Here is a 24,322-nt window from a genome sequence, read left to right on the forward strand (position 1 = left end):
ATGATGAAACGGATGTTCAAACACCATCTATTTTGGCCTTTGAGTGTTTTAGGCGGATTGCTTTTATTTAATTTATTTTATTCTCCGGACTTTTTCTCAATTGTCATGAGAGACGGACATTTGTACGGCAGCTTGATCGATATATTAAATTTCGGAGCTCCTTTGATGCTCGTTTCCATTGGAATGACCATTGTCATTGCAACGAAAGGCATAGACTTGTCCGTTGGCTCCATTGTGGCCATCGCAGGAGCAGTTACCTGCATGACAATAAGCAAGGGGGCTGATCAAAATGCGCTTTCGCTTGTGTTAACAGGAATTGGAATGTCTCTCGTCCTCTCTTTAGTATTAGGAGTTTGGAACGGCATTCTCGTTGCCGGAGCGGGCATACAGCCAATTATTGCAACTCTTATTCTTATGGTTGCCGGCAGGGGTATCGCACAGTTGATTACAAGCGGCCAAATTATTACGGTTTCCAGTCCGACATATGCGTATATAGGAACAGGTGCGTTAGCTTCTCTTCCGTTTTCTATATTTGTAGTCCTATTTATATTCGTCATAGCTGCTTTATTAACAAGAAAAACGGCGTTAGGTATATTTATTGAGTCAGTCGGATCTAATCCGAATGCAAGTCGTTTAGCCGGTATCCGTTCCAATTTCGTTATCATTTCAGTTTATGTGTTTTGTGGTTTATGCGCGGGTATTGCGGGTTTGCTGCTCAGCTCCAACGTTTCTAGCGCCGACGGCAACAATGCAGGTCTCTGGTATGAGCTGGATGCGATCCTAGCCGTCGTTATCGGAGGAACCTCACTAAATGGTGGACGTTTTTACCTGACAGGCACAATCATCGGCGCGTTGATTATCCAGACGCTGACGACAACGATATACATGATCGGGGTACCGCCAGAAATTACACTCGTCGTTAAAGCCTTTGTTGTACTTGCCGTTTGCTTGATTCAATCGGAAACGTTCCGGCAGTCGATCGTCAAGAGATGGAAAACAAGGCATTACCCTGCAGAAAAGGAGATCGTACGCCATGCTTCTTAACCGTAGATACATCCCGATTTTAGTTACATTTGGTTTATTCATTATTATGTTTGCGGCAGGTTCCTTTAGATATACGGGCTTTTTTTCTCTTCAGGTTTTACTGAATCTTCTCATTGATAACTCATTTCTTCTTATTGTAGCAGTAGGGATGTCATTCGTTATTTTATCCGGGGGCATTGATTTGTCTGTCGGTTCGGTCATCGCTTTAACGACCATGATTTCCGCTAGTCTGATCCAGCAGCAGGGATGGCCGCCTGCAGTGGTCATTCCACTAGTCTTAATTATCGGATCCGTATTCGGTTACGCAATGGGCGCCATTATTCATTATTTCAAAATTCAGCCTTTTATTGTAACCTTGGCTGGAATGTTTTTAGCGAGAGGTCTTTGTTACATGATAAGCATTAATACCATTACGATTGATAATCCTTTTTACACTTCAGTCGCGCAAACCAAAATCCCATTGCCCGGCGGCAGTTTTGTATCGATTAGCGTAATCATAGCTATAGTCGTCGTGATAGCAGCTATCTACGTCGCGCATTATACTCGCTTCGGACGCAATGTTTATGCAGTCGGCGGCAGCGAGCAATCTTCCTTGCTCATGGGATTGCCCGTAGCCAAAACAAAAATAATGGTTTATACGTTAAGCGGATTCTGTTCCGCCCTTGCCGGAGTTGTCTTCACGTTCTACATGCTGTCGGGTTACGGGCTGCACGCAGTAGGACTCGAGCTCGATACGATCGCTGCGGTTGTAATCGGGGGAACACTGCTTTCTGGAGGTGTCGGTTATATTGCAGGAACCTTCTTTGGCGTATTGATTCAGGGGGTTATCCAAACTATAATTAGCTTCGAAGGAACTTTGAGCTCTTGGTGGACGAAGATCGTTATTGGTCTGCTGCTCTGCGTTTTCATTCTTCTACAGAAGGTTCTTAGCGCAAGACGCTCCACGATAAAGGCTTAATCGTTAATATGATCTTCCATGATTGAGGGGGACTTATGCGTAGTATTTTAAAATGGATGAGTATTCCCTTGCTTGTTTTTTTCCTCAGCGGTTGTTGGTGGGGAGCACAATCGGAACGAATGGTATCGAAGGATGATACGATTACGGAAACAGACCTGTGGACACCTCCGATTACGCCCACTGATGGTTTAGGGGAGAGAATCAAGCTGGGCTTTTCTCAGCTCGGAAGCGAAAGTGATTGGAGAAGGGCAAATACGGCTTCAATCACCGAAGCGGCTGAAGAAGCAGGAATCACACTAATTATGGAAAATGCCGAACAGTCTCAGGAAAAACAGTTCGAGGCCATTCGAGCCTTTATTAAGCAAAAAGTGGATGTCATTGCAGTTGCCCCGGTTGTGCAATCCGGCTGGGAAGCTATTTTGAAAGAGGTTAAGGAGGCTGGAATTCCGGTCGTCGTCTTGGATCGATCCGTTAACGTAGAGGATACATCTCTTTATGTTACATTTATCGGGCCGGATTTTTACGAGGAAGGAATTAAGGCGGCCAAGTATGCTATTGATAAAATGCGCAATCATCCGGGACCTATCCGCATTGCGGAGCTGGAAGGCACGATAGGATCCACACCCTCAATCGACCGTGGGAGAGGTTTTAGGGATGCCATTGCAATTAGAGAAGATATGGATATCATCTGGAGCCGTCCGGCGGAGTTTACCTTAAAGGAAGGAACCAGAGTGATGAGGGAGTTTCTGAAGGAAGCGGGAAGCGAACGTCCCGAGCTCCTATTTTCACATAATGACGACATGGCGATTGGCGCAATCGAGGCGATAGAACAATCAGGGCTTATTCCTGGCGAGGATATTATTATCATATCGGTAGATGGCACACGGCAAGCATTCGAAATGATGGTAGAAGGAAAAATCAATGCGGTTGTGGAGTGTAACCCGCTGCTAGGCCCACTGCTCATGCAGGCTACTAAGGAAATCATGGCGGGAAGAACCCTTCCGAAAAGGATGATCCCGCCCGAAGATATCTATACCCAGGAGAATGCTGCGACAGAAGTAAAGAATAGGAAATATTAGTCTTTTATGAATACAAGTGAAACCGCTGATTTGAGATTCAGCGGTTTTTTGTTGTTTTTGCCTATGAGAGTCTATTCGGTGATACAGATTGGATGGGTGTAAATACTCCACTTTTGGATGGTTTGTTTTAACGCTTTTTCTTTTATCATAGTGGATACATTGTAAAGGATAGCATGATACATGAGAGAGGAGTATCCGTAATGGCCAAGGCGCTGGAGGGAAAACGAATTGTTATCACGGGTTCCCGTAAACTAAGCGAACTCAGTGAAATTATTGAAAGACAAGGGGGGAATCCCCTTATTCGACCCCAACAAGGTACCCTGCTGCTCGCAGAAGAGGAAGTTGAGCGTGATCTGAACCATCTGGTTGAAAGCGGGACAGATTGGATCATTTTCACAACGGGAACCGGGCTTGAAGCCTTGCTTCAGCATGCAGAATCAATCGGTTTATACTCTCGGCTGCTCGACATAATCAAGCAATCTAAAGTCGCGGCAAGAGGGTATAAAACATTTGCGATGCTGAAGAAATTAGGTATTAAGCCGATTGTCGTTGATGATGATGGGACGACGCAAGGGCTTATTCGACAACTCCAAGCCTCTGATTTTGAAGGGCAAGGCGTAACAATCCAACTGCATGGAGAAGCAATGCCATCATTGGTTACCTTTTTCGAAAAGAATGGGGCTGTAGTCAGAGAGATCTTGCCATACAAGCATGTTGCTCCAGAAGATGAGGTATCGCGTCAGTTATGCAGGGAGATTATGGAGGGCAGCGTAGATGCGGTCTGTTTTACAACCGCGGTTCAAGTACGATATTTTTTTCTTTATGCCAAAAAAATTGGTTGTTATTCGGAAATAAATAATAGCTTCAATGGTCGAGTGGTTGCGGCAGCGGTGGGAAGAGTAACGGCCGAGGCATTGAAGGAAGAGGGAATAAGGCTGGTCATAGTGCCTGAAAGTGAACGAATGGGCGCCATGATTATCGAGCTTTCGCATTACTACAAGTATCAAGCGAGCTTAACGAGATGAAGCTTTATAAAGAACATCTCCTGACTGGAATTTTATCTGCGCTGCTTGCTTGCACCGGCGGTGCCGTTCTCATCATTAACAGCGCTTTGAAAGCAGGGTTTACTAACCCAGAGCTCATTTCCTGGATGTTTTCTGTGTACTTTCTCGGTGGACTTCTGAATGTTGGTTTGTCTTTCATCTATAAAATCCCCTTTGGCGGAGCGCATTCGATAACGGCAGCAGCTTTTTTGAGCACATCCATCGTCTATTTCTCCATTGAAGAGTTGGCTGGTGCAGCCATTATGTCGGGTGCGGTCATCGCTTTTTTCGGGATTTCGGGTTTAGGGGAAAAGCTTTTAGCCTTCCTTCCAGTGGCGTTAATGGATGCCATGCTTGCGGGATTGATTTTTAACCATATTGTACAAATTATCCCTGCCATTAAAGAGACGCCTTTTTTTGGAATGTTTGCATTGGCGGGCTTTTTTTTGTTTCCAAAGCTGATCAATAAATGCCCCCCGATTTTGGGCGTGATCGGATTGGGGATGCTAGCTTTATTCATCGGTTATGATTTACCTGAAATGGATGATATCCCATTTTCCTTGCCTTATATGGTTACCCCGGTATTTTCATGGAACAGCTTTGTGTCGCTTTCGGTGCCACTTGCGTTACTGGTCATTAGCAATGATATATTCGTTGCTTTAGCGGTGCTTAGGAAGAATGGATATGAGCCTTCCGCGGCGAGAACGATAACGGTAACAGGAGCAGCGGCTTCTCTCGTTGGCTGGTTCGGCGGCCACTCCGTTAACATAGGCGGGATGATGACGATGCTCTGCAGCAGTGATGAGGCTGGCCCAAAAGAAAAGAGATATTTTGCAGCTATTGTATCAGGCTTGCTTGTAGCGTTGTTCGGGTTGATGGCGTGGAAAGTGATTGCGTTTATTAAGACACTGCCTATTTCTTTTATCTGGATGATTACTGGCTTTTCTTTAATGGCTGTATTCATGAAAAGCATACAGTCAGCCTTCTCAAAGCCAGAGTACCGCTATTCCACTGTGTTTACCTTTGCAATCGCGGTATCGAATGTTAGTTTTATGGGCATTTCCGCTCCGGTCTGGAGTCTAGCCGCCGGCTTGTTTACAATGAAATGGCTTGGAGAGGGCAGAAATGCCGATGAAGGATAAGATCGCCTATCTTTGATTTATAAGAAAATTGAATGTCATACAATTTTTTATTTGATGGCAAACAATGAATGTTGTTACAATTCTCTTATCAGGAGTATGAAGTAAGGAAGGTAGATGAATATGAAATATTATGTCGTTGATGCGTTTGCCGAGAACGTTTTTGAAGGCAATCCAGCCGGTGTCTGTGTTATGGATGCTTGGCTTTCGGAAGAACTTATGCAGAAGATTGCGATCGAGAATAATCTTTCCGAAACAGCGTTTGCGGTCAAAGAAGAGGACGAGCTTTATCGGTTAAGATGGTTCACGCCAGGAGGCGAAATTGATTTATGCGGCCATGCAACGTTAGCAACTGCCTACGTAATCACTAACTTTTATGATACGGATAGCAAGCGTATACGATTCAAAACGCTCAGCGGAGAGTTAACGGTAATAAGAAACGGGGAACTGTACGAAATGGATTTCCCGAGCAGAATGCCGGAGGCGCAACCATTAACGGATCAGATGGTTGAAGCCCTTGGTATCAGACCTTCTGAAGCTTATCTTGGCCGGGATTTGATGTTCGTATTGGAGTCAGAGTCGGAAGTCATTAACATTGAACCGGATTTCACCAAGTTAGCTGGGCTGCCGGAAGGGCTGGGCGTATTGGTTACTGCTAGAAGTGATGAGTATGATTTCGTATCTCGATGCTTCTTCCCCAAATTAAATGTCAATGAGGATCCCGTTTGCGGTTCCGCCCATTGCAATTTTATCCCTTTTTGGGCAGCGCGTTTGAATAAGCAGGAAATGACAGCAAGACAGGTCTCCAAACGCGGCGGTACGCTGTATTGCAAACTTGTCGGTGACCGGGTAGCGATTAGTGGCCGAGCCGCACTCTATTCGATTGCTGAGCTTTATGTTGGATAAGATAATGAAGATAAGCAATCGGGAAAAGATAATTCAATAAACATATAACATCTAAGGGAAGACCCCAATAGGATAAAAGGTGAACCTAAGTTCATCTTTGATCATATTGGGGTCCTTTTTCAAGCTTTAAAATCCCAGTATTAATCATCTCTGGAATGGTTTCGCCCTCACTTACTTTCATAAGAGTTTCTATGATCTTTCCACCCCATTGATTTTCATATTGCGAAATAATAGAGGTCACTTGGCCATTAAGCAGTGCTTCTTCGATATTAGGTGTGGATCCAATACTAAGGACATACCGATTTAACCCATTTGCTTTCCAGATCAAAATAGAAGCAGAACTGGAAACAAAATCAAGGCTTAGGAAAGCATTGAAATGCGGATGTGCGTTAATCATATCTTCTAATTCCGTAATGGCGAGATCTTCACGGCCATCATTGTAACGAACCTCCAACACTTCTATTTCAGTCTCAGAGTTTAAATAGTCCAGAAGGCCTTCAAGTCTCTCCTTTAGGCTAAACATTTCCGACATTCCCGTTCCTACCATGACCATACCTTTTCCACCCAGCAGGAGATCCGTTGCTTTGCCGAGTTGTCTGCCTGTATCGTAGTTGTCGGCGCCGATATAGCTGAGCCGTTTGCTGTTAGGGGAATCTGTTTCAAAGCAAATGACGGGAATCCCTTGTTCTACCGCTTTATTAATGACGGGGGCAAGTGCTTCAGGGTTCACGGGCGCGATAGCGATACCGTCAACTTTCTGCTTTATCATCGACTCCATAATACGAATTTGCTGCTCCAGGTTGGCTTCATCAGGAGCCGAGACTAGCAGGCGAATGTTTGCCGCTTTTGCAGTGTTCTCTGCATTTTCGGTTATTTTCTCATAGGCTGGAATGGCCATTGGGAAGATGATACCGAATACGCGGTCCCTATTGGATGGTATGGTGCTGGGCTCTGATGAGTTCACCAGGCTAGTTGGAGGAGCCGACTGGCAGCTCACTGTAAACAGTGCAAGGAGTAAGAATATAAAAAACCAACTGCGTCGTTTAGGGAGCAGCATGTTATTTTCCTCCGTCTTCCGGTACATGTATCTTTTCATTTGTACTGCCTTGGCGCCTAAACTCCATGGGCGTCATACCTGTTACTTTTTTGAAAATATTAGAGAAGTAATGCTGATCGTGGTAACCGACCTCAAACGCGATTTCAAACGTTTTTCTGCGAGTCGTTTTAAGCAGCTCCATCGCTTTGCGGATTCGGGATTGCGTTAAATACTCAGTTAGCGTTTGGCTTGTTTCTTGACTGAACACTTTGCTTAAGTGACTGGGACTGACCCCGACATGTTTAGATACGACGTGTAGTGATAATTGATCATCATTGTAATGCTCATTAATGAATTGCTTGACGCTGGCGATCAGCTCACCGTATTGATCGGAGCCTTTAGATCGCCACAGCCACAAACGGTCTAATAAAATAAGCAGATATTGCACGCAATCTTCCCAGCATGCAATCTCCCTAATCTGCTGCTGCAGCTCTTGTATCGTGTCTGAGGTATGGTTTGAAGCCGTGAAGCTTTGCTTTGCGACACGGAAGGCCTCGAGTGTAATATCGTTTAACAAATAGCAGCCATACATGGATGATTGCCAATCAAGACTCCTGAGCTCGGCTGCGAATTCATTTACGAATGGTTCAGCCTTTACAGAACTTCCAATCTTCATGAAATCAACGAAGAGGTTGCGATCCAATAAGATATTGCTGATAGAAGATGCTTTAATAAAGTCTTTAAATGCCAATTTGTTTTGATTGGAAAGCCGTTGTAGGTTTTTATCATCATCTGCTTCCAAGAAGGAGCTGTGTATGCCTTGGAGACGGTCTTGTATGCTACCTACCCCTATTGACAGATCGCAGTTAAATAGTTCCTGCAGCTCATATCTGAGCTTATTGACAATGATGTTCATTGCTTCGGATATGGCCGTTTTATCGTTTTCTTTGATAATCCAAATCATGTCCGATCGGTTGCGTTTGTAAGAAAAGCCGGTAATCAATCTTTCCATTCGTTCTTTAAGGACATGCTCCACTTGCTCAGTACGTAACGATTCTTCGGATTCATGAACTCGAATGTCAATGATGGCAACTGCATAGTAGCGAGCGATTAAATTAATTGAAATATTGCCTGAGGTTTCAATTGCATCTGAGGTACTGATCAGGCCGCCGCACAGGTCGGAAAGTAATTTATCACTCGTATAAGTTAACTTCTTCTTGTCTTGGCGTTCTTTGTCGATTCTTCTGCTAATTTTGTGCAGCATTTCTATCAAATCAGAGGCACCAACAGGCTTGAGGCAATAATCCTCAACGCCGATTCGTAGTGCAGACTGGGCATAATGGAATTCGTCATGTCCCGTAAGAATAGCTATTTTGATATCCGGCATACGCTGACGAACGATCGTGCTAAGCTCTAGTCCGTTCATAAAAGGCATTTTAATATCGGTAATTAAAATATCCGGCATCCACTCTGCGATGAGAGGCAGTGCCATTTCCCCATCGGGAGCATCTCCACAGTAGATAAAACCCTCTTGCTCCCAATCCACGCAATTTCTAATGCTTTCTCTAATTAAAATTTCATCATCAATCAACATCACTTTTTTCATGGTGCTGCCTCCTTATTTCTTTGGTATACGGAGGGAGATACGAGCCCCTTCTCCTTCGATACTATCTAATTGCAGTCCGTAATGATCACCGAAATAAAGACGAAGCCTTTGATGCACATTATTTAAACCAAACCCTCCTTCGCCGGGTCCATCAGGCAGCTCGGCGTCTTTTGGCTGCTCAAGCTGACGTCTTAGCTCGGCTAACCGTTCGGGTTTGATGCCTATACCGTTATCCTCGACGTTCAAAATAATATTTCTCTCATTCTCGACATATCCGGTTATTCGAATTTTTCCCATGCCTCTTTTGTTTTTGATACCGTGATACAGAGCATTCTCGACTAGAGGCTGCAGGGTCATGCCAAGCATTGGATAAACCTGCAGTTCGGCAGGGACGTCAATTTCATAGGAGAGGATGTCTCTATAACGCATTTGCTGAATCGTTAAATAACTTTGAACATGCTCCAGCTCGGTCTTTAATGATATCCATTCTCTTCCTTTGTTGAGCGTAAGCCGGAAAAAGCGAGAGAGTGCTTTCACTAATTTGATTACGCTTTCATTTTTGCCTGCTTCAGCCATCCAGATGATGGATTCTAACGTATTATACAAAAAATGTGGATTAATCTGCGCCTGCAGTGTTCGCAGTTCTGCTTTCTGAACTTGTTCTTGTTCGCGAATACTTTTTTCTAGAAGCAGCTTAATATTCTCAAGCATGATATTAAAGCTGTTGCTAAGATCTGTAATCTCATCATGACCAGCCGGCTTTACCTTTGCTTCCAGATAGCCGCTCGCGGCTTGCTTCATTTTATTTTTCAGGATTTGAATGGGTCGAGTCAGCCGTTGTGTCAGAGATATATAAATGGCAATTGCAAAAACCGCGCTAAGAATTACGCTAGCAATGATCAGCATCCTAATTTCATTCGCTTCGAAAATGATTTCCCGCAATGGTGCCATGCCAATGATGGTCCAATCCGTTGTCTGCGATCTCACATGGACGACGAGGTTCTTATTTCCATCAATCGTTTGGACGAAACTGCCAGAAGCATTAGTGAATGTATTTGGCATTCCATTCCCCGCAGGAATGTTGATCTGTTCACCGGCGGAAGGCATAAAAATCGGGACTCCCTGTGGATCCAGCACATAGAAGAAGCCTGTTTTTCCAATGGTGACATTATCGCAAAATTGTTCAATAATAGAGTCATCAAGGTCGATGACGATAAAACCAATCACTTCATTTGTAATACGCTGCTGGATAGGTGCAATAATGGAAATGACGCTTTTGTCAGGGTAAGTAAAGCCGTCCAACCTATCGAACTCGGAGGAAGAGGACGGAGGTACCTTTAATACAAGACTCGGATCATTCGTCAATTGAACAAAATGCGGATTTCTGAGAGGATTATGGTCAATTTGAAAAAGTCCTCTACGCTCGCTGATTCCTTTACCATAGAGATTTACCATTTGAATGTTCAGTACGCTATCGTATTTGTATGTATCACGGTACATCTCAAAGGTACGTACGATTTCTTTGGCCTCCGCGTTTGTTTCGGATTGCGAGATCAGAAAATGAAGAACCTTCGGATTATTTCCGAGTTCTAGCAGCTTTTGCGTATCCTGAAAAAGCACATCGATGTTTCGGACGAGTTGATCCGCAACAAGGATTGTGGAGGCCTTACTGTGATCGGATACGGTATGATAAGATTTTTGATAGGATACAAGACCAACCACGAGCAGCGGGATTGATGTCAAAATAATGAACATCACCAGCAGCTTTGCACGCAGGCTCGATGTAATATGTCGTATGAGCTTCATACTTTTTTTCCTTTCTTATTAGGCCTTAACCTTAACTCATATTGCAATTACATCATATATCAAAAACAGTAAGTTGAAAGGGGAAAATGGAATTGTCGATAAAAAATACAACTTTTAAATAAAATTGTACACTTTCCATTACACTCCAAAGAAGAGGGCCAAATCTATATGAGTTCAAGAACGATCGATTGCTCAACTACTGAAAAATGCCTTTGTGGGAAATTATTTTTGAAAAAATAAGTAAAGATCGGGTAACGAAATAAAGATATGTGTCTTGTATGATCAGAATGCAATTTAGATAATTGTAATGTTACGGTTGTCGCAATCATTATATGTGAAATGGGGTCAGAACTGTTGCGGGTACCTATAATGAATAAGGCCAAGCTCATGCTGACTGTATTATTGTCTGTTCAAATTTTATCGGCATGCAGTCAAAGCGACAGTACGAATAATCAAATTCCTGATGGGAACGATCACGTGACCGAGTATCAAGACCTAGGATTAAGCAAGTATGATCCGCCGATAGAAGTTACCTTTGTGAGGGAAACCAGCGTCGGTATGGAAAACTTAATAGGATTACTGCCGGGACAAACGTTGGAGGACAACACTTGGAGCCGTTTTTATGAACAGGTGCTCGGCATTAAAATAAAGTACGATTGGATTGCCAAAGGCGATCTCTATCATCAAAAATTAGGCGTTGCGCTTGCTTCGGGAGATATACCCGAAGTAGTAAGGGTCAATGCGCAGCAGCTCAGACTGCTCAGTAATGCAGGATTAATTCAAGATTTATCCGAGGTTTACGAGAAATATGCCACTCCGCTTACCAAGCGAATCCTTAGTCAGGAAGGAAACGGTCCTTTCGATGCGGCGACGATCGATGGAAAGCTGATGGGAATTCCGGAAACGGGCTCCTCTATTGAAGGAGCCCAGTATATATGGATCCGAACGGATTGGTTGGATCAGCTTGGTATTAAACCGCCCCAAACCATGGATGACGTTTTGGCGATTTCGAAAGCGTTTACAGAAAAGGATCCGGACCAAAACGGCGACAATGACACGTTTGGGCTTGCGATCACGCAATATTTGTGGGATCCCGTCATGGGAATAACGGCATTTATGGCAGGTTATAATGCGTTCCCGAATATTTGGATTGAGGATGATTCCGGTAAACTCGCCTATGGAGGAATTCAACCGGAAGTGAAAGAGGCGTTAAAAGTACTGCAGGTCATGTATCGAAAGGGTCAAATCGATAGCGAATTCGGGTTTAAAGACGGCAATAAAGTGAAGGAGCAAGTCGCTGCCGGGAAGATCGGAATGCTGTACGGGCAGCAATGGGGGTCGTTTTTGGTTCAAGTGAGCCGCGATAACAATATTAATGCCCAGTGGCAGGCATTTCCGATCGTTTCTTTATCGGGAGTAGCGCCGAAGGTACCGCTCAGTTTCAGCACAAATCAGTTCCTTGCGGTGAGGAAGGACTTTAAACATCCCGAAGCCATCGTTAAGCTTTTTAATTTACACCTGGAGAAAAATTGGGGAGAAACGGCCGAATATGAAACTTACTATATCTCTCCGCTCCCTATATGGCAGCTATCCCCTGTAACCCCTTATCCGGCAAGGAAAAACCTGGAGGCGTTTCGGCAACTAGACGAGGCCCGCCGCACCGGGGATACTTCCGTGTTAAAGGACGAAGCCAAAGCCATACAGAAGAACATTGATACCTATCTGTCCGGAGATAAGAATAAGGAATCAGGGTGGGGATGGGAAAGGACATACGGTCCCTCAGGAGCCTTTGCGATCCTTGACCAATACGAAAAGAATAACCAGCTATTGTACGAAAATTTTGTTGGAGCCCCCACGGAAACGATGATTGAGAAACAAGCCATTCTGGATAATCTTCAACACGAGACTTTTGTTGATATCATTCTTGGCAGGCCCATCGAAGAATTTGATCAATTTGTTGAAGAATGGCATAAGTTGGGCGGGGAAAAGATGACAACAGAGGTAAATCAGTGGTTTGCAGGAAGAGAAAGCAAGTGATGATAAGGTGGACAACCTCTGGCTTTGTCTGCTATCAGCTTAAACATTTTAAACATACTTTAAAGCGGCTACGGAGGCGTTTTCTTGCTTAAATTTCCCGCCATATCAATACGAAATACAATCTTCGTCCGGCTGGTCTTTACTTACCTTCTCGTTATACTCCCCATCATTTTACTTGGGGCGTATTTGTATAACTGGAGCTACAAAAATGCTAGCCAGGATATATCGAGAGCAACCGTTAAACAGTTGACTTATTATTTAGAAGGATTAAACCGTGAACTCGAGTGGATGGAGCTTCAGCAATTCGATATTTTGGAGGATAGCGAACTAAATAAGCTTGCAGCCACTTGGGGGATGATGGATAACGCAGAAAGAAGATCAGGTTTGATCTACCTGCTGCATCAGCTTACCTCTTTCCAAAATAGCAGCCCCTATATCAAAGATATTTATGTGCATATCCGTACCATTAACAAAACGGTCTCGACGGCTAATGCGATCTATGATTTTGATTCGGAAAGGTTCGATTATTTTCGCTCCACTGCCGGAGGAAATGAGAACCGGCTTATTAATTGGAATAACACGCTTTATATGAGTGCTTCTAAACAAAGCGGGAAAAAGGGAGAGGAACCTTTATTCCTTGTCGAAATCGAATTGGACACGGAGAAGCTAAGGGATTCTTTGCATCAGATCAACATTTATCCGGATAGCGGCTCTTTTCTGATCTCGGTTACGACGGGCTTTACGTTAATGAGCCAAGGGAACTCTAACCCTATTAACCAGGACTACATGAGGGTAGCGAATGCATCAAGCGGCAGCACTTTTTTATTGAATATGAATGGCAAAAAGTATCATTTCAATAAAGCCAATTCCGAGAAACTGGGACTTACCGTCGTTACCTATTTACCCGAAGAAACGGTCAAAAGACCACTGAGCATTTTTTATAGATGGGCTTGGGTGTTCGCCATAACGTCATTTTTTGCCGTTGTTATCTTTTCCTATTCTTCTTATAAGATTATCCATAAACCGCTGCTGTCTCTCGTCCAGAGCTTTAAACGGATGGAAGGAGGTGCATTGAACATTCGAATCGAACACGAACAGAAAGATGAATTTGGCTATTTGTATACAAGATTCAACCATATGCTTACGAAATTGCAAAGCCTTATTGATCAGGATTTCAAACAAAAAATGATGATGCAAAAGGCAGAGCTAAAGCAGCTGCAATCCCAGATTAACCCGCATTTTCTGTATAACAGCTTCTTCATTCTGAACTCATTGGCCAAAACCGGGGATGTCGATCGGATCGAACAATTTACCAATATGCTTGGCGAGTATTTCAGGTTTATTACCCGAAACGGGGAAGACCATGTTTTATTGTCGGAAGAAACGAGACACTCCCAAATGTATACGGAAATACAAAAACTCCGATTCTCAAGACGCATTCGAGTGCAATTTGATGACTTACCGAAGGAAATGGAGCAAATCAAGGTACCAAGATTAATCATTCAGCCCATTATCGAGAACGCTTACGAGCATAGTCTCGAGAAAATGACAGAGGAAGGTTTGCTTCGCGTTTCGTTCGAGATGGATTATGCCGAGGCTCGAATCATTGTAGAGGATAACGGAGACAGCATTAGCGATTCCGAGATTGAAGCATTAAGGGAGCGGCTGGATCCTGCCGCCGAATCCTATGAAATGACGGGCGTGATCAACATTCATAGACGCCTTGTTTTAACATACGGGGAAGGCAGCGGCTTGAATCTATCAAGGAGCGAGCTGAACGGCTTGAAAGTCATCATTAGAATCAAGCTGCAGGAGGAGATTTGGAATGTATAGACTGTTAATCGTCGATGATGAAGAAATTATTACGGATGGTCTATACGAGGTGTTTAATCAACTCATGCCGGAAACGCTGGATATTTGTAAAGCCTATTCTGGCAAAGAAGCGCTAAATTGGATGTCCCGTACGAGAATCGATATCGTTCTAACCGACATTCGCATGCCCGGGATGAGCGGTTTGGAATTAACCGAAGAAATTCAAACCTATTGGCCAAGATGCAGAATCATTTTTCTCACCGGATACAGTGAATTCGACTATGCCTATAAAGCGATTCAAATGTCAAATGTCCGGTATTTGTTGAAAACGGAAGGGTACGCGAAGGTAACCCAAACTGTGCAAGAGGTCATGCAGGAATTAAATCACGGCATTCAAATGAATGAATTATTGGAGCAGTCCCGCGAACAGAAGGATACGCTTGAATTTATGGCGCAAGGGGATTACTTTAGGCATTTCCTGCAAGAGAGCCATGGTTTTTATGAGAATCAAGAAGTGTTAGTCCAAGATTTTGACAAATTAAATATTAGTGTAGATCCTAAAGCGCCAGTCGTGCTGGCCCTTGGCCGCTTATCGTATCCCGCTGGGGCTTCCTATACCGAAAGAAGCCAAATCCTTGCTTCGTCTAGAATCATATGGAATTCCTTTATGATGGATCAGACACGCAGCATTGGAATCGTGGATAAGTACGGTGACATCGTATGGTTCATTCAGACATCGCTGCACTCCGAGGAGAAGTTCAACAATCATTTCATGCGCTATTTGGAGGGAACGCTGGAACTGATACAGGAAGCATGTCTCGCATCCCTTGGTTTGACGATCGGCTTTACGATAAGCGGTGCTTCTTGTGAATGGGGAGACGTAACTCCGCAGTATGAGAGGCTTCGACAGCTTCAGCAGTTAAAAATCGGCGACGGTATTTCCATGATCTTGATGGACCGTTCCGATCAATACAATAGCTCTTCTATTAAAGAAGGATTTGTGCCGAGCCATAAAGCCGAGATCATGGAGGCGCATCTTGAGGCAGGCAGGGCTGCGGAATTTTTTGAGGATTTGGAAGAAATGTCGAGGTCCATGCTGCTTGCAAACGGAAAAGTCCAGCGAACGATCGAAGGGTATTATTCAATCGCGCTTGTCCTGCTCTCTTACATCAACCGAATGGGGCTGCACTGTCAAATCGAGGATAACGGAAAGCTTATGCGTCTCGATGACCATGCCTCCATGAAAGAGGGATTCCTATATCTTAAACAAATCGCGGATGCGATATTTAAATTCAAGCGCAAGGATGAACGAGACAGAGCTTCTCATGTCATCGAGCGGATATGCCAATTTATCGAGGAGCATTTAAGCGAGGACTTGTCTTTGGTTCGACTAGCGGAGATCCACTATTTTAATCCGTCGTACTTATCCCGCTTTTTCAAACAGGAACGCGGGATTAATTTATCCGAGTATATCGATAAATGCCGATTAAGAAAAGCAAAGGATCTTCTTAGAGACGGAGATTTGAAGGTGCGGGAAGTGGCTTCATTCGTAGGTTACGAGGCAGCCCATTCTTTTACCCGTTTTTTCAAAAAAACAACGGCATTGACACCCCAAGAATACCGTGACAGTTTATCCGTAATCGAATAAGTTACGTTCATGGTGAGTTTGCGTTTACGTATAGGATGGCTCAAGCTTTTCAATTTTTTGAGTGACGCACTTCAGGAGAAATCCGAAGTAAGTCATTTTTTTGAGCCGAGAAAAATGTAAATTGGAGAATAGTTTTTTCTATGAGTTCGTGATAGGTTCGTAAGTTCTGTTATTATTAGTGCGAGTTCATATAACCTTTAGACAAACTTAACTCCGTATTAACAACAAACCTATACACTTAGATAAGGAGACAAAACGAGGAGGGCCGAAGGTTGAACTTATAACTTTATTTTTGTACAGTTTACGGTGTCAGTCCTATGAAATTAGTCCAATTATATTATTATTTTTAATGGAGGTATCCGTATGTTTCAAGATCAAGCGTCGAGCCTTATTAAAAGGCAATTAAAACTACTCACAACTGTTGTTCTCTCCATTCTTATTTGGGGGATGTCTGTTTTGCCGATATATGCGGCAACTCCTGTGAAAACGGTTAACGCTTCGGCAACACTCGCATACAATCTCAAAGGACTTAATCACAATGTGGCTGTTCAGAAAGCTTACATCGCTTCAACGTATCTTTACGTAACTCAGCGGTCTGGGGGAACATGCTATCTTTCAAGGCTGCTCATTAACGGAAGTGACGCAACATACGTTGATGAAATGACCGTCACCAATGCCGGACATTGCCAAACCTTAGACATGTACACATACAATGGTATAAATTTCTTTTATTTTAGTTCAAAGTCGGATCCTTCAACATCGTATTACTGGTCGCTACAGGCAGCAAGGCTTCAATACTCGCCCGGCGCGACATATGATTATACGGATCTTCATCGGTTTACCTATATGAATTACGCTAATAAGACCGGTACAAGATTAGGCGAGACATACCGCGTTGATGCCGGCGGCAACAGTACCCATACCGTCTTCCGCATACAAACTATAGAAGGAAACGTAACTTGGTCCATTTATGACACGGTAAAATTGAACCAGCTTCTTGACAGCAATGAACAGGTACGAATGGACAGTGCGGCGGCGGTAGGTGCCTGCGTTACCAGCTTTACGCAGTCGGGCAGTGCTATAGTCAGACCGAACGGATCATTCCAGGGTACTGATATGCTCGATAATACGGAAATCTATACGTCAGGCGGCGCAGAAGGCGATACTCCGCAGATTGCTATGATGTCAAACACAGGAACATACAAAACCCTTGTGAATATTACAAATGTGGGAACCCATGAAATCGAGGGAGTACAGACAAAAAACGGTAACGTTTATTTTACTATAGTTACAGACCCAGTAAACAAAACAAACACGCAGAAAGTTTATTACGTTCCTGATAGCCTATTTACCTAACCGCCAAACCGGTCAGCCCCCGAAAGCTGTACCAAACCTAAAGTTAGAATAGTTATAGTGCCTTCACCGCTGCTGGAAAGAGCGATTGAAAAAGCTGGCAAGTTGAAAGCCTGTTGAGGAACCTCAACAGGTTTTCTTTATGTTCATATCTAAAAAACCTATAAATTGACAGGTGATTTATTAGCAATCGGCAGGTTGTTGCCTCTATGTGTAAGCGTTACACTTTTTACATATAGGAAGGGCAGGAGGCTGGCGGAACATGCTTGTCAAAAGGAAGCCATTTCTATTGATGGCTGCGGCTTTGGTCGTGGCAGCAGCCTTGATCTTTATTCTAATTCGTCCATTTGATTCCAATCCTAATTCGGAAAGGAACACGGGCGATAGCGGTCATGAAGCAGAGGGAAGCGAAACGCCATCCGTGTTAAAGGCCTATTTGAAAGAAGACGCTGTAGTGCTTAGCAACGAAAAGGGAATTGTTTATGATTTTCAACTATTAGTAGATGAATTTCCGGATGATAGAGAAGTTCATCGAATCAACGCAACCGCTCGTATACCATCAGCATTCGAGGTCGTTAGCATTGTTCCGAATTCAACTAATCTAAAGGCAGCGAATGATTTTAATTCGGTAAACGGCCGGTTGGAGCTTCATATCCAAAACACGGATGATTCCGCTATTTCATTTGCGAATTCGGACGCAAGCAGAGAATTGGCGACCATCAGATTAAAACTTAATCGGGAGTTGACAGTAGTCATGAATGAAGAAATTAAAGTGAATAGCATGGAGATCGGTTACTCCGACAACAAAACGGACTCGTATGACGTTAGCGGTGCCGTTTCCAAAGTGAGCTTCGCTCCGCTTGCCGGGGCGATCGGGAAGCTTCCTCCGAACGGAAACCCGGTTGTCTCCCATAAATTCGGCGCGGATCCGTATGCATTGGTATTCAAGGATCGCGTGTACCTGTACAATACGAACGACGTGCTGGAATATGACGGGGATGGCAACGTTAAAGACAATAGTTACGGCAACATTAACAAGCTGTCGATCATTTCCTCCGATGACTTGGTGAACTGGACGGATCACGGCGAGATCAACGCTGCAGGCCCGGAAGGCGCGGCAAAATGGGCGACGCAATCATGGGCTCCTGCAGCCGCCCACAAAGTCATTAACGGACAAGATAAGTTTTTCTTATACTTTGCCAATAATGCCAGCGGCATCGGTGTATTATCAAGCGACAGTCCAATCGGACCGTGGGTGGACCCGATTGGGAAGCCGCTCATATCGAGATCCATGTCAGCCGCGGCGGATGTAACCTGGCTCTTCGACCCTGCCGTGCTGGTAGACGACGATGGCAAAGCCTATATCTACTTCGGCGGGGGCGTTCCGGAAGGGAAAGATGAAATGCCGAATACCGCGCGCGTCATGCAGCTCAGCGACGATATGATCGGCGTTGTCGGCGAAGCGGCTTCAATACCAGCACCCTTTATGTTCGAGGATGCTGGAATCAATAAATACAACGGCGTTTATTACTATACCTATTGTTCGAATTTCTACAATGGCGCCCGTCCGGAAGGAAGCCCGCCAGCTGGTGAAATTGCCTATATGACGAGCGACAATCCAATGGGACCTTGGACGTATCAAGGAACGATATTAAAAAATCCGGGACATTTCTTCGGAGTTGGCGGAAATAACCATCATGTTATATTCCAATTCCATGACGCTTGGTACATTGCCTATCATGCGCAGACCTTATCCAAAGCAATGGGTGTTCCAAAGGGCTATCGTTCGACTCATCTGAACAAGGTTCTCTTTAGCGAAGATGGTTCCATTGGGGAAATCGCCGCGGATATGAAAGGCGTAGAGCAAATCAAGGATTTCAATCCGTTTGTCCGCGTTGCAGCGGAGACGATTGCGTGGAGCGCAGGGATTAACACGCAGCCGCTCTTGACGGATGCTAAGGAGCAAACGTCCGTTAAGCGGGCTGTCTCCGATATTGGCAACGGGGATTGGACGGCGGTTTCAAAAGTAAACTTCGGCAGCGGGGCAACCTCGTTTATGGCATTGGTTGCGAGCACGGAGGACGGAGGCAGTATAGAGCTGCGCTTGGATGATCCGGAAGGCAAGCTGATTGGAACGCTTGCCGTGCCTTCGACGGAAGGATGGAATCAATGGGTCGAAGTGAAAACGGAAGTCTCGGGTGCCGAGGGTATTCACGATCTATATTTCGTGTTTAATGGAAAGCCGGGTACGGAGTTATTTAAATTTTGCGCCTGGCAGTTTAGTAAATAAGCTGCTGAACCAATAGCGAGCGTGGAAGGCGCCAATCGGATGATCCGATTGGCGCCGCCATCTATCGGGGGGAAGATGACTATAAAAGCAGCAAGTGGTACATGTGTAAGACGCTTGTTGTGGACGACGAACAATGATGCCAGGAAGAACGCCCCGAAAGGGGCGTTTTTATGGAATAAATAATTTGAAGGTGAGGTGTTTTTATGATCATGAATGGCTGGAAACGAAAAATTTCACTTCTGTTAGTCTACGTTCTCGCGCTGACATCCGCGACGCTCAGCGCGCCGATGAGAACAAATGCGGAGGCAGTCTCGCTGTCCTTTGTATTCGAAGATGGAACAACGCAAGGGTGGTACGCGCGCGGGGATACGTTGTCAGTATCCGGGGATGAGGCGTACAGCGGCAGTCATTCGCTCTTGTCCACGGGCCGCACCGCAAATTGGAATGGACCAGGCTATAACCTGCTGCCTGTGCTGAAGCCGGACACCGAGTACCAATTGGAGGCCTTTGTGAAGCTGAAGGCAGGCGAGGGCGACACAACCGCCAGCATGTCGATGCAGCGTGTGTCTGGGGGCGAGACGAATTACGACTCGATCGTTTACAAGACGCCGGTTACGTCCGGCTCGTGGACGAAACTGTCCGCGCCTTATACTTTTACTGGCGACGTCTCGGAGCTGTCGGTTTACTTTGAGCTGCCGGATTCGCTCGGCTCGTTTTACGTGGACGAAATTACAATTACGGAAACGGGCAGCGGGCTGCCGGAACCGAACGCGACAGATTTTGAAGACGGCACGGTTCAGGGCTGGTTCGGACGCGGCGGCTCAGAGGTGTTGACGGCAACGGCTGCAGCAGCGCATTCTGGCTCCTATAGCCTGCAGGTGGAGGGAAGAACGGAGGGCTGGAACGGTCCGATGCTCGACATGACGCCGATCATGGCAGCCGGCAAAACGTATGCGCTTTCAGCCTGGCTGCGTTTGCCCGAAGGTACGCAGAATGCCCCTGTTTCGATGATGATCCAGCGAACGACAGGCGGTATCAACTATTACGAACGCGTCGGCGCCTTAACCGTAAGCTCCGGCGGCTGGCTCAAGCTGTCGGGTGAATACAAGCTTGCTGCCGCGTCCGAGAACGTGGCTGTCTACTTCGAATCGTTCGACCACCCTACTCTTGGCTTTTACATGGACGATTTCACGATGGAACAAATTCCGGACCCGGTGCCGATCGAAATTCAGACCGATATCCCATCGCTTAAGGATGTTTTCGCTGACGACTTCATGCTCGGATCAGCGTTCCTGGTTTCTGAAATCGCAGAGCCGGACGGACCGCACGCACAGCTGCTCAAGAAACATTTTAACAGCCTGACAGGCGGCAACGAGCTGAAGTGGGACGCGACTGAGCCCCAGGATGGACAGTTCGACTTTACGCGTGCGGACCAATCCGTTAATTTCGCCATCGATAACGACATTGCCTACCGCGGACATACACTCGTCTGGCACAGCCAGACACCGGACTGGGTGTTCTACGATGACGAAGGAAAACTTGCAAGCAAGGAACTGCTCTTTCAGCGGATGAAGCGGCATATTGATACGTTGGTCGGCCGTTACAAGGGCAAAATTTACGCTTGGGACGTCGTGAACGAGGTTATTGAACCCGCAGATCGGAGTGGCATGCGGAACAGCCTATGGTATCAAATCGCAGGCGAGGAATTTATTGAGAAAGCATTCGAATACGCACATGCTGCGGATCCGGACGCCAAGCTGTTCATTAACGATTACAATACGCATCAACCGGAAAAACGGCAATATTTGCATGACTTAATTAAGCGTCTGAAGGACAAAGGCATTCCTGTGGACGGCGTCGGCCACCAAATGCATATCGATATTCAAAATCCGTCGGCGCAGGAAATCGACACAACGATCAATGCGTTCACCGATCTTGGCATTGAGCAGCAGATTACCGAGCTCGACATGAGCAGCTATACGAACGGCACGGATTCCTGGGAGTCGTTCCCTGTTGAACTGCAGATCAAGCAGGCTAATCGATATAAGGACATTTTCGACGTGTTTAAGAAATATAAGGACGAAATAACTGCCGTGATCTTCTGGGGCAAGGATGACGGGAACACTTGGCTAAGCACATTCCCGATCGTTCGACGTAACTGGCCGCTGCCGTTCGATGAGCGGCTGCAGGCGAAATATGCGTATTGGGGACTTGTCGATCCGAGCAAGCTGCCCGTCGAAATCAAGGATGCGACGGCAACCGCCGGAAGCGCGATAGTCGATGGTCAATCGGAAGAAGCGTGGAACCGGGCGCCGGCGGTGTCCATTCTCAAGGCCGGGGAAACCGCTGGTGCTTTCAAGGCGCTTTGGGATGATAGTCGTCTATACGTTACCGTAGACGTATTCGACAAGACGGTGAGCGACAACGATGTGGTGGAGATTTATATCGACGGCAATAACGGCAAAACGGTCTTATACGAAGCGGATGACATAAAATACACGTTTGGGCGGAGCGGAGCAACTCCGCAAAATACGGGGGATTACAAGGCCGTCAACACCGCTGACGGATACCGGATCGAGGCTTGGATACCAATGGAGGGCGCTGTGCTCGGCAGAGAAATCGGATTCGATGCCCGAATCGTTGACCAATCCGGGGAGAACTTGACGGTAACGTCGTGGAACGACACGACGGACTCGCAGGATTCCGATACATCGGGGTTCGGCGTGCTTGCGCTCGGCGAAGGCCCTCTCTATACGGCGGCGGTAAAAGGAACGCCTGTCATCGATGGCATCATCGACGCGCTTTGGGACGATGCGAATGAAATCGCAACCGACCGCTGGGTAATCGGGTCAAGCGGTTCGACCGCTAAGGTCCGGACGCTTTGGGATGAAGGCCGTTTGTACGTATTGGCCGAAGTGACTGACTCTCTTCTCTCGAAGCAGAGCGCCAATGTGCATGAGCAGGATTCGATTGAAATTTTCGTCGACCAGAACAATGCCGCGACCGGTTCTTTCGAATTGGACGACGGGCAGTACCGGATCAACTTCGACAATGAGCAATCCGTCAATCCGGCTTCAAAGAGCGGAAATCTAGACTCTGCTGCAAAGCGGACGGCGGACGGCTACATCGTTGAAGCGTCGATCGCATTGGATAAGATAGATCCTGCGCTCGGCAAACTAATAGGTTTCGACTTTCAAGTCAACAATGATCAGGATGGCGATGGCATAAGAGACAGCGTGGCCATCTGGAACGATCCGACAGGTTTGTCCTGGCAGAGCACATCCAGATACGGCGTACTGAAGTTCGCCGAAGCGGGAGACGGCACCGAACAGCCAACACCAACACCAACGCCAACGCCAACGCCAGAAACTGCAGCTCAGACCTTTACAGATGCTGCTTTCGCCGCTGCATTACGCAATGCGCAGGGGAATAAGCTTGTTCTTGAAGCGAAGGATACGGTGGGCGATAAGGTAACCGTTACCTTATCTGGGAGTCAAGTTCAACAAGCCGCAGTTGCCGGAATCAAAACCGTCGAAGTGAAGACGGCTTGGGCGGCCGTTCAACTTCCGATCTCCATCCTAACTGGCGCAGGCAGTCCTCAGCAGACTTCGCTGTCAGTGAGCAAGATCGATCCTGCAGCGTTATCTGAGGAAGCTCGCGAGAAGGTTGGAGATAACACGGTTTTTGACTTTACTCTCACTGTGGGCAGCCAACAAATTAGTCACTTTGGCGATAACCAAACCGTTCGGGTATCGTATCCGTACACCTTGAAAGCCGGCGAAAAACCGGGACAGGTTGTCGTGTATTATATTGCGGATGACGGAAGGCTGGAAGTCGTCAAAAACGGACGTTACATTCCGGGCACAGGAAAAATAGAGTTTAAAGCTAAGCACTTCAGTAAGTATGCTGCGTCAGCCGTGAAATCTTCCTTCACTGACCTGTACAAGGCAGCATGGGCAGCTGATGCAATCGAAGCGATAGCGGCTCGTGGGATTGTGAAAGGGGTATCCGCAGTTTCCTTCGCACCTAACGATGCGGTCACTAGAGAGCAGTTCATCCACATGCTGATTCAAACCTTAGGTCTGGAAACAGCGAGCGCAGGCCATTCCTTCAATGACGTGGCAAGCGGCGCTTATTATGAGCAGTCCGTATCCATTGCTGCGAAGCTGGAAATTGTGAAAGGCAAACCAAATGGCGTTTTTGATGTAGGTGCAAGCATTAGTCGCCAAGACATGGCGGTGATGACTTACCGTGCATTGCAAGCAGCCGGTCTGGCCTTGGAGAAGACCCAAGCTGAAGCTGCATTCGCTGACAGCGCGAAGATCTCCGCTTATGCAGGTGCCGGAATTTCCGAGCTGCAGCAAGCCGGTCTTATCAAGGGTAAGCCGAATAACAACTTTGATCCGGCAGGCACGGCTACCCGCGCTGAAGCAGCAGCGCTTCTGTTTCATTTGTTAGAAATGCAATAATAACAAGACAATAATGGATTCATAGCATCGAGAACCGAAAACCACCGATACGCTTGAAGAACTGCGCCAGCACGGCGCAGTTCTTTTTATTTTCCG

General features: G+C 46.0%; 15 protein-coding genes. 12 read left to right on the forward strand and 3 right to left on the reverse strand.

What is annotated here, in order from left to right:
• The 6 genes from AC1DLI_RS18550 (at window position 1) to AC1DLI_RS18575 (ending at window position 6,169) form a co-directional block, all read left to right on the forward strand.
• Window positions 1-1,044, forward strand: a complete 1,044-nt coding sequence (locus tag AC1DLI_RS18550) for an ABC transporter permease (RefSeq protein ID WP_308996793.1) — start codon at window positions 1-3, stop codon at window positions 1,042-1,044.
• A complete protein-coding gene (gene yjfF / locus AC1DLI_RS18555; RefSeq protein WP_477605150.1) occupies window positions 1,034-2,002 on the forward strand; it encodes a galactofuranose ABC transporter, permease protein YjfF in 969 nt (322 codons plus the stop codon). Before AC1DLI_RS18550 ends, yjfF begins: the two co-directional genes overlap by 11 nt.
• Window positions 2,003-2,037: 35 nt before the next feature.
• Window positions 2,038-3,081, forward strand: coding sequence for an ABC transporter substrate-binding protein (locus AC1DLI_RS18560; RefSeq protein ID WP_477605152.1), 1,044 nt, complete (start codon window positions 2,038-2,040; stop codon window positions 3,079-3,081).
• Window positions 3,082-3,281: 200 nt separating this feature from the next.
• Window positions 3,282-4,106, forward strand: coding sequence for a uroporphyrinogen-III synthase (locus AC1DLI_RS18565; RefSeq protein WP_477605154.1), 825 nt, complete (start codon window positions 3,282-3,284; stop codon window positions 4,104-4,106).
• Window positions 4,103-5,266, forward strand: coding sequence for a benzoate/H(+) symporter BenE family transporter (locus tag AC1DLI_RS18570; RefSeq protein ID WP_477605156.1), 1,164 nt, complete (start codon window positions 4,103-4,105; stop codon window positions 5,264-5,266). Before AC1DLI_RS18565 ends, AC1DLI_RS18570 begins: the two co-directional genes overlap by 4 nt.
• Before the next feature lie 120 nt (window positions 5,267-5,386).
• Entirely contained in the window at window positions 5,387-6,169 is a 783-nt protein-coding gene (locus tag AC1DLI_RS18575; protein ID WP_477605158.1) for a PhzF family phenazine biosynthesis protein, read from the forward strand.
• A 91-nt stretch (window positions 6,170-6,260) separates the two neighbouring features.
• Here AC1DLI_RS18575 and AC1DLI_RS18580 read toward each other — a convergent pair whose 3' ends face one another.
• From AC1DLI_RS18580 to AC1DLI_RS18590, 3 genes are read right to left on the reverse strand one after another with little or no spacing between them, the layout of a single operon-like run.
• Window positions 6,261-7,226 (reverse strand): sugar ABC transporter substrate-binding protein, encoded by a 966-nt coding sequence (locus tag AC1DLI_RS18580; protein WP_477605160.1) that lies wholly within the window; start codon window positions 7,224-7,226, stop codon window positions 6,261-6,263.
• 1 nt (window position 7,227) lies between these two features.
• Window positions 7,228-8,811: a response regulator gene (locus tag AC1DLI_RS18585; RefSeq protein WP_477605163.1), complete on the reverse strand. Its 1,584-nt coding sequence runs from the start codon at window positions 8,809-8,811 to the stop codon at window positions 7,228-7,230.
• A 12-nt stretch (window positions 8,812-8,823) separates the two neighbouring features.
• The gene (locus AC1DLI_RS18590; protein WP_477605165.1) at window positions 8,824-10,617 is read right to left on the reverse strand and encodes a sensor histidine kinase; all 1,794 of its coding nucleotides are present in this window, start codon (window positions 10,615-10,617) and stop codon (window positions 8,824-8,826) included.
• Window positions 10,618-10,986: 369 nt separating this feature from the next.
• Between AC1DLI_RS18590 and AC1DLI_RS18595 the strand changes: the two genes are divergently transcribed.
• The 6 genes from AC1DLI_RS18595 (at window position 10,987) to AC1DLI_RS18620 (ending at window position 24,226) form a co-directional block, all read left to right on the forward strand.
• Window positions 10,987-12,654, forward strand: coding sequence for an extracellular solute-binding protein (locus AC1DLI_RS18595; protein ID WP_477605167.1), 1,668 nt, complete (start codon window positions 10,987-10,989; stop codon window positions 12,652-12,654).
• 84 nt (window positions 12,655-12,738) lie between these two features.
• Window positions 12,739-14,487: a sensor histidine kinase gene (locus AC1DLI_RS18600; RefSeq protein ID WP_477605169.1), complete on the forward strand. Its 1,749-nt coding sequence runs from the start codon at window positions 12,739-12,741 to the stop codon at window positions 14,485-14,487.
• Window positions 14,480-16,114, forward strand: a complete 1,635-nt coding sequence (locus AC1DLI_RS18605) for a response regulator transcription factor (RefSeq protein ID WP_477605171.1) — start codon at window positions 14,480-14,482, stop codon at window positions 16,112-16,114. Before AC1DLI_RS18600 ends, AC1DLI_RS18605 begins: the two co-directional genes overlap by 8 nt.
• A gap of 363 nt (window positions 16,115-16,477) precedes the next feature.
• Window positions 16,478-17,470 (forward strand): hypothetical protein, encoded by a 993-nt coding sequence (locus AC1DLI_RS18610; RefSeq protein ID WP_477605173.1) that lies wholly within the window; start codon window positions 16,478-16,480, stop codon window positions 17,468-17,470.
• Window positions 17,471-17,729: 259 nt separating this feature from the next.
• Complete coding sequence (locus AC1DLI_RS18615; RefSeq protein WP_477605175.1) at window positions 17,730-19,757, forward strand: glycoside hydrolase family 43 protein; 2,028 nt, start codon at window positions 17,730-17,732, stop codon at window positions 19,755-19,757.
• A 209-nt stretch (window positions 19,758-19,966) separates the two neighbouring features.
• Window positions 19,967-24,226 (forward strand): endo-1,4-beta-xylanase, encoded by a 4,260-nt coding sequence (locus AC1DLI_RS18620; protein WP_477605177.1) that lies wholly within the window; start codon window positions 19,967-19,969, stop codon window positions 24,224-24,226.
• Window positions 24,227-24,322 lie beyond the last annotated feature (96 nt).

Source organism: Paenibacillus sp. 01T443 (assembly GCF_056398325.1).

Bases quoted from the DNA above. Each gene is read 5' to 3' on its own strand.
- AC1DLI_RS18550 (WP_308996793.1), top strand. From the start codon at position 1: ATGATGAAACGGATGTTCAAACACCATCTATTTTGGCCTTTGAGTGTT.
- yjfF (WP_477605150.1), top strand. From the start codon at position 1,034: ATGCTTCTTAACCGTAGATACATCCCGATTTTAGTTACATTTGGTTTA.
- AC1DLI_RS18560 (WP_477605152.1), top strand. From the start codon at position 2,038: ATGCGTAGTATTTTAAAATGGATGAGTATTCCCTTGCTTGTTTTTTTC.
- AC1DLI_RS18565 (WP_477605154.1), top strand. From the start codon at position 3,282: ATGGCCAAGGCGCTGGAGGGAAAACGAATTGTTATCACGGGTTCCCGT.
- AC1DLI_RS18570 (WP_477605156.1), top strand. From the start codon at position 4,103: ATGAAGCTTTATAAAGAACATCTCCTGACTGGAATTTTATCTGCGCTG.
- AC1DLI_RS18575 (WP_477605158.1), top strand. From the start codon at position 5,387: ATGAAATATTATGTCGTTGATGCGTTTGCCGAGAACGTTTTTGAAGGC.
- AC1DLI_RS18580 (WP_477605160.1), bottom strand. From the start codon at position 7,226: ATGCTGCTCCCTAAACGACGCAGTTGGTTTTTTATATTCTTACTCCTT.
- AC1DLI_RS18585 (WP_477605163.1), bottom strand. From the start codon at position 8,811: ATGAAAAAAGTGATGTTGATTGATGATGAAATTTTAATTAGAGAAAGC.
- AC1DLI_RS18590 (WP_477605165.1), bottom strand. From the start codon at position 10,617: ATGAAGCTCATACGACATATTACATCGAGCCTGCGTGCAAAGCTGCTG.
- AC1DLI_RS18595 (WP_477605167.1), top strand. From the start codon at position 10,987: ATGAATAAGGCCAAGCTCATGCTGACTGTATTATTGTCTGTTCAAATT.
- AC1DLI_RS18605 (WP_477605171.1), top strand. From the start codon at position 14,480: ATGTATAGACTGTTAATCGTCGATGATGAAGAAATTATTACGGATGGT.
- AC1DLI_RS18610 (WP_477605173.1), top strand. From the start codon at position 16,478: ATGTTTCAAGATCAAGCGTCGAGCCTTATTAAAAGGCAATTAAAACTA.
- AC1DLI_RS18615 (WP_477605175.1), top strand. From the start codon at position 17,730: ATGCTTGTCAAAAGGAAGCCATTTCTATTGATGGCTGCGGCTTTGGTC.
- AC1DLI_RS18620 (WP_477605177.1), top strand. From the start codon at position 19,967: ATGAATGGCTGGAAACGAAAAATTTCACTTCTGTTAGTCTACGTTCTC.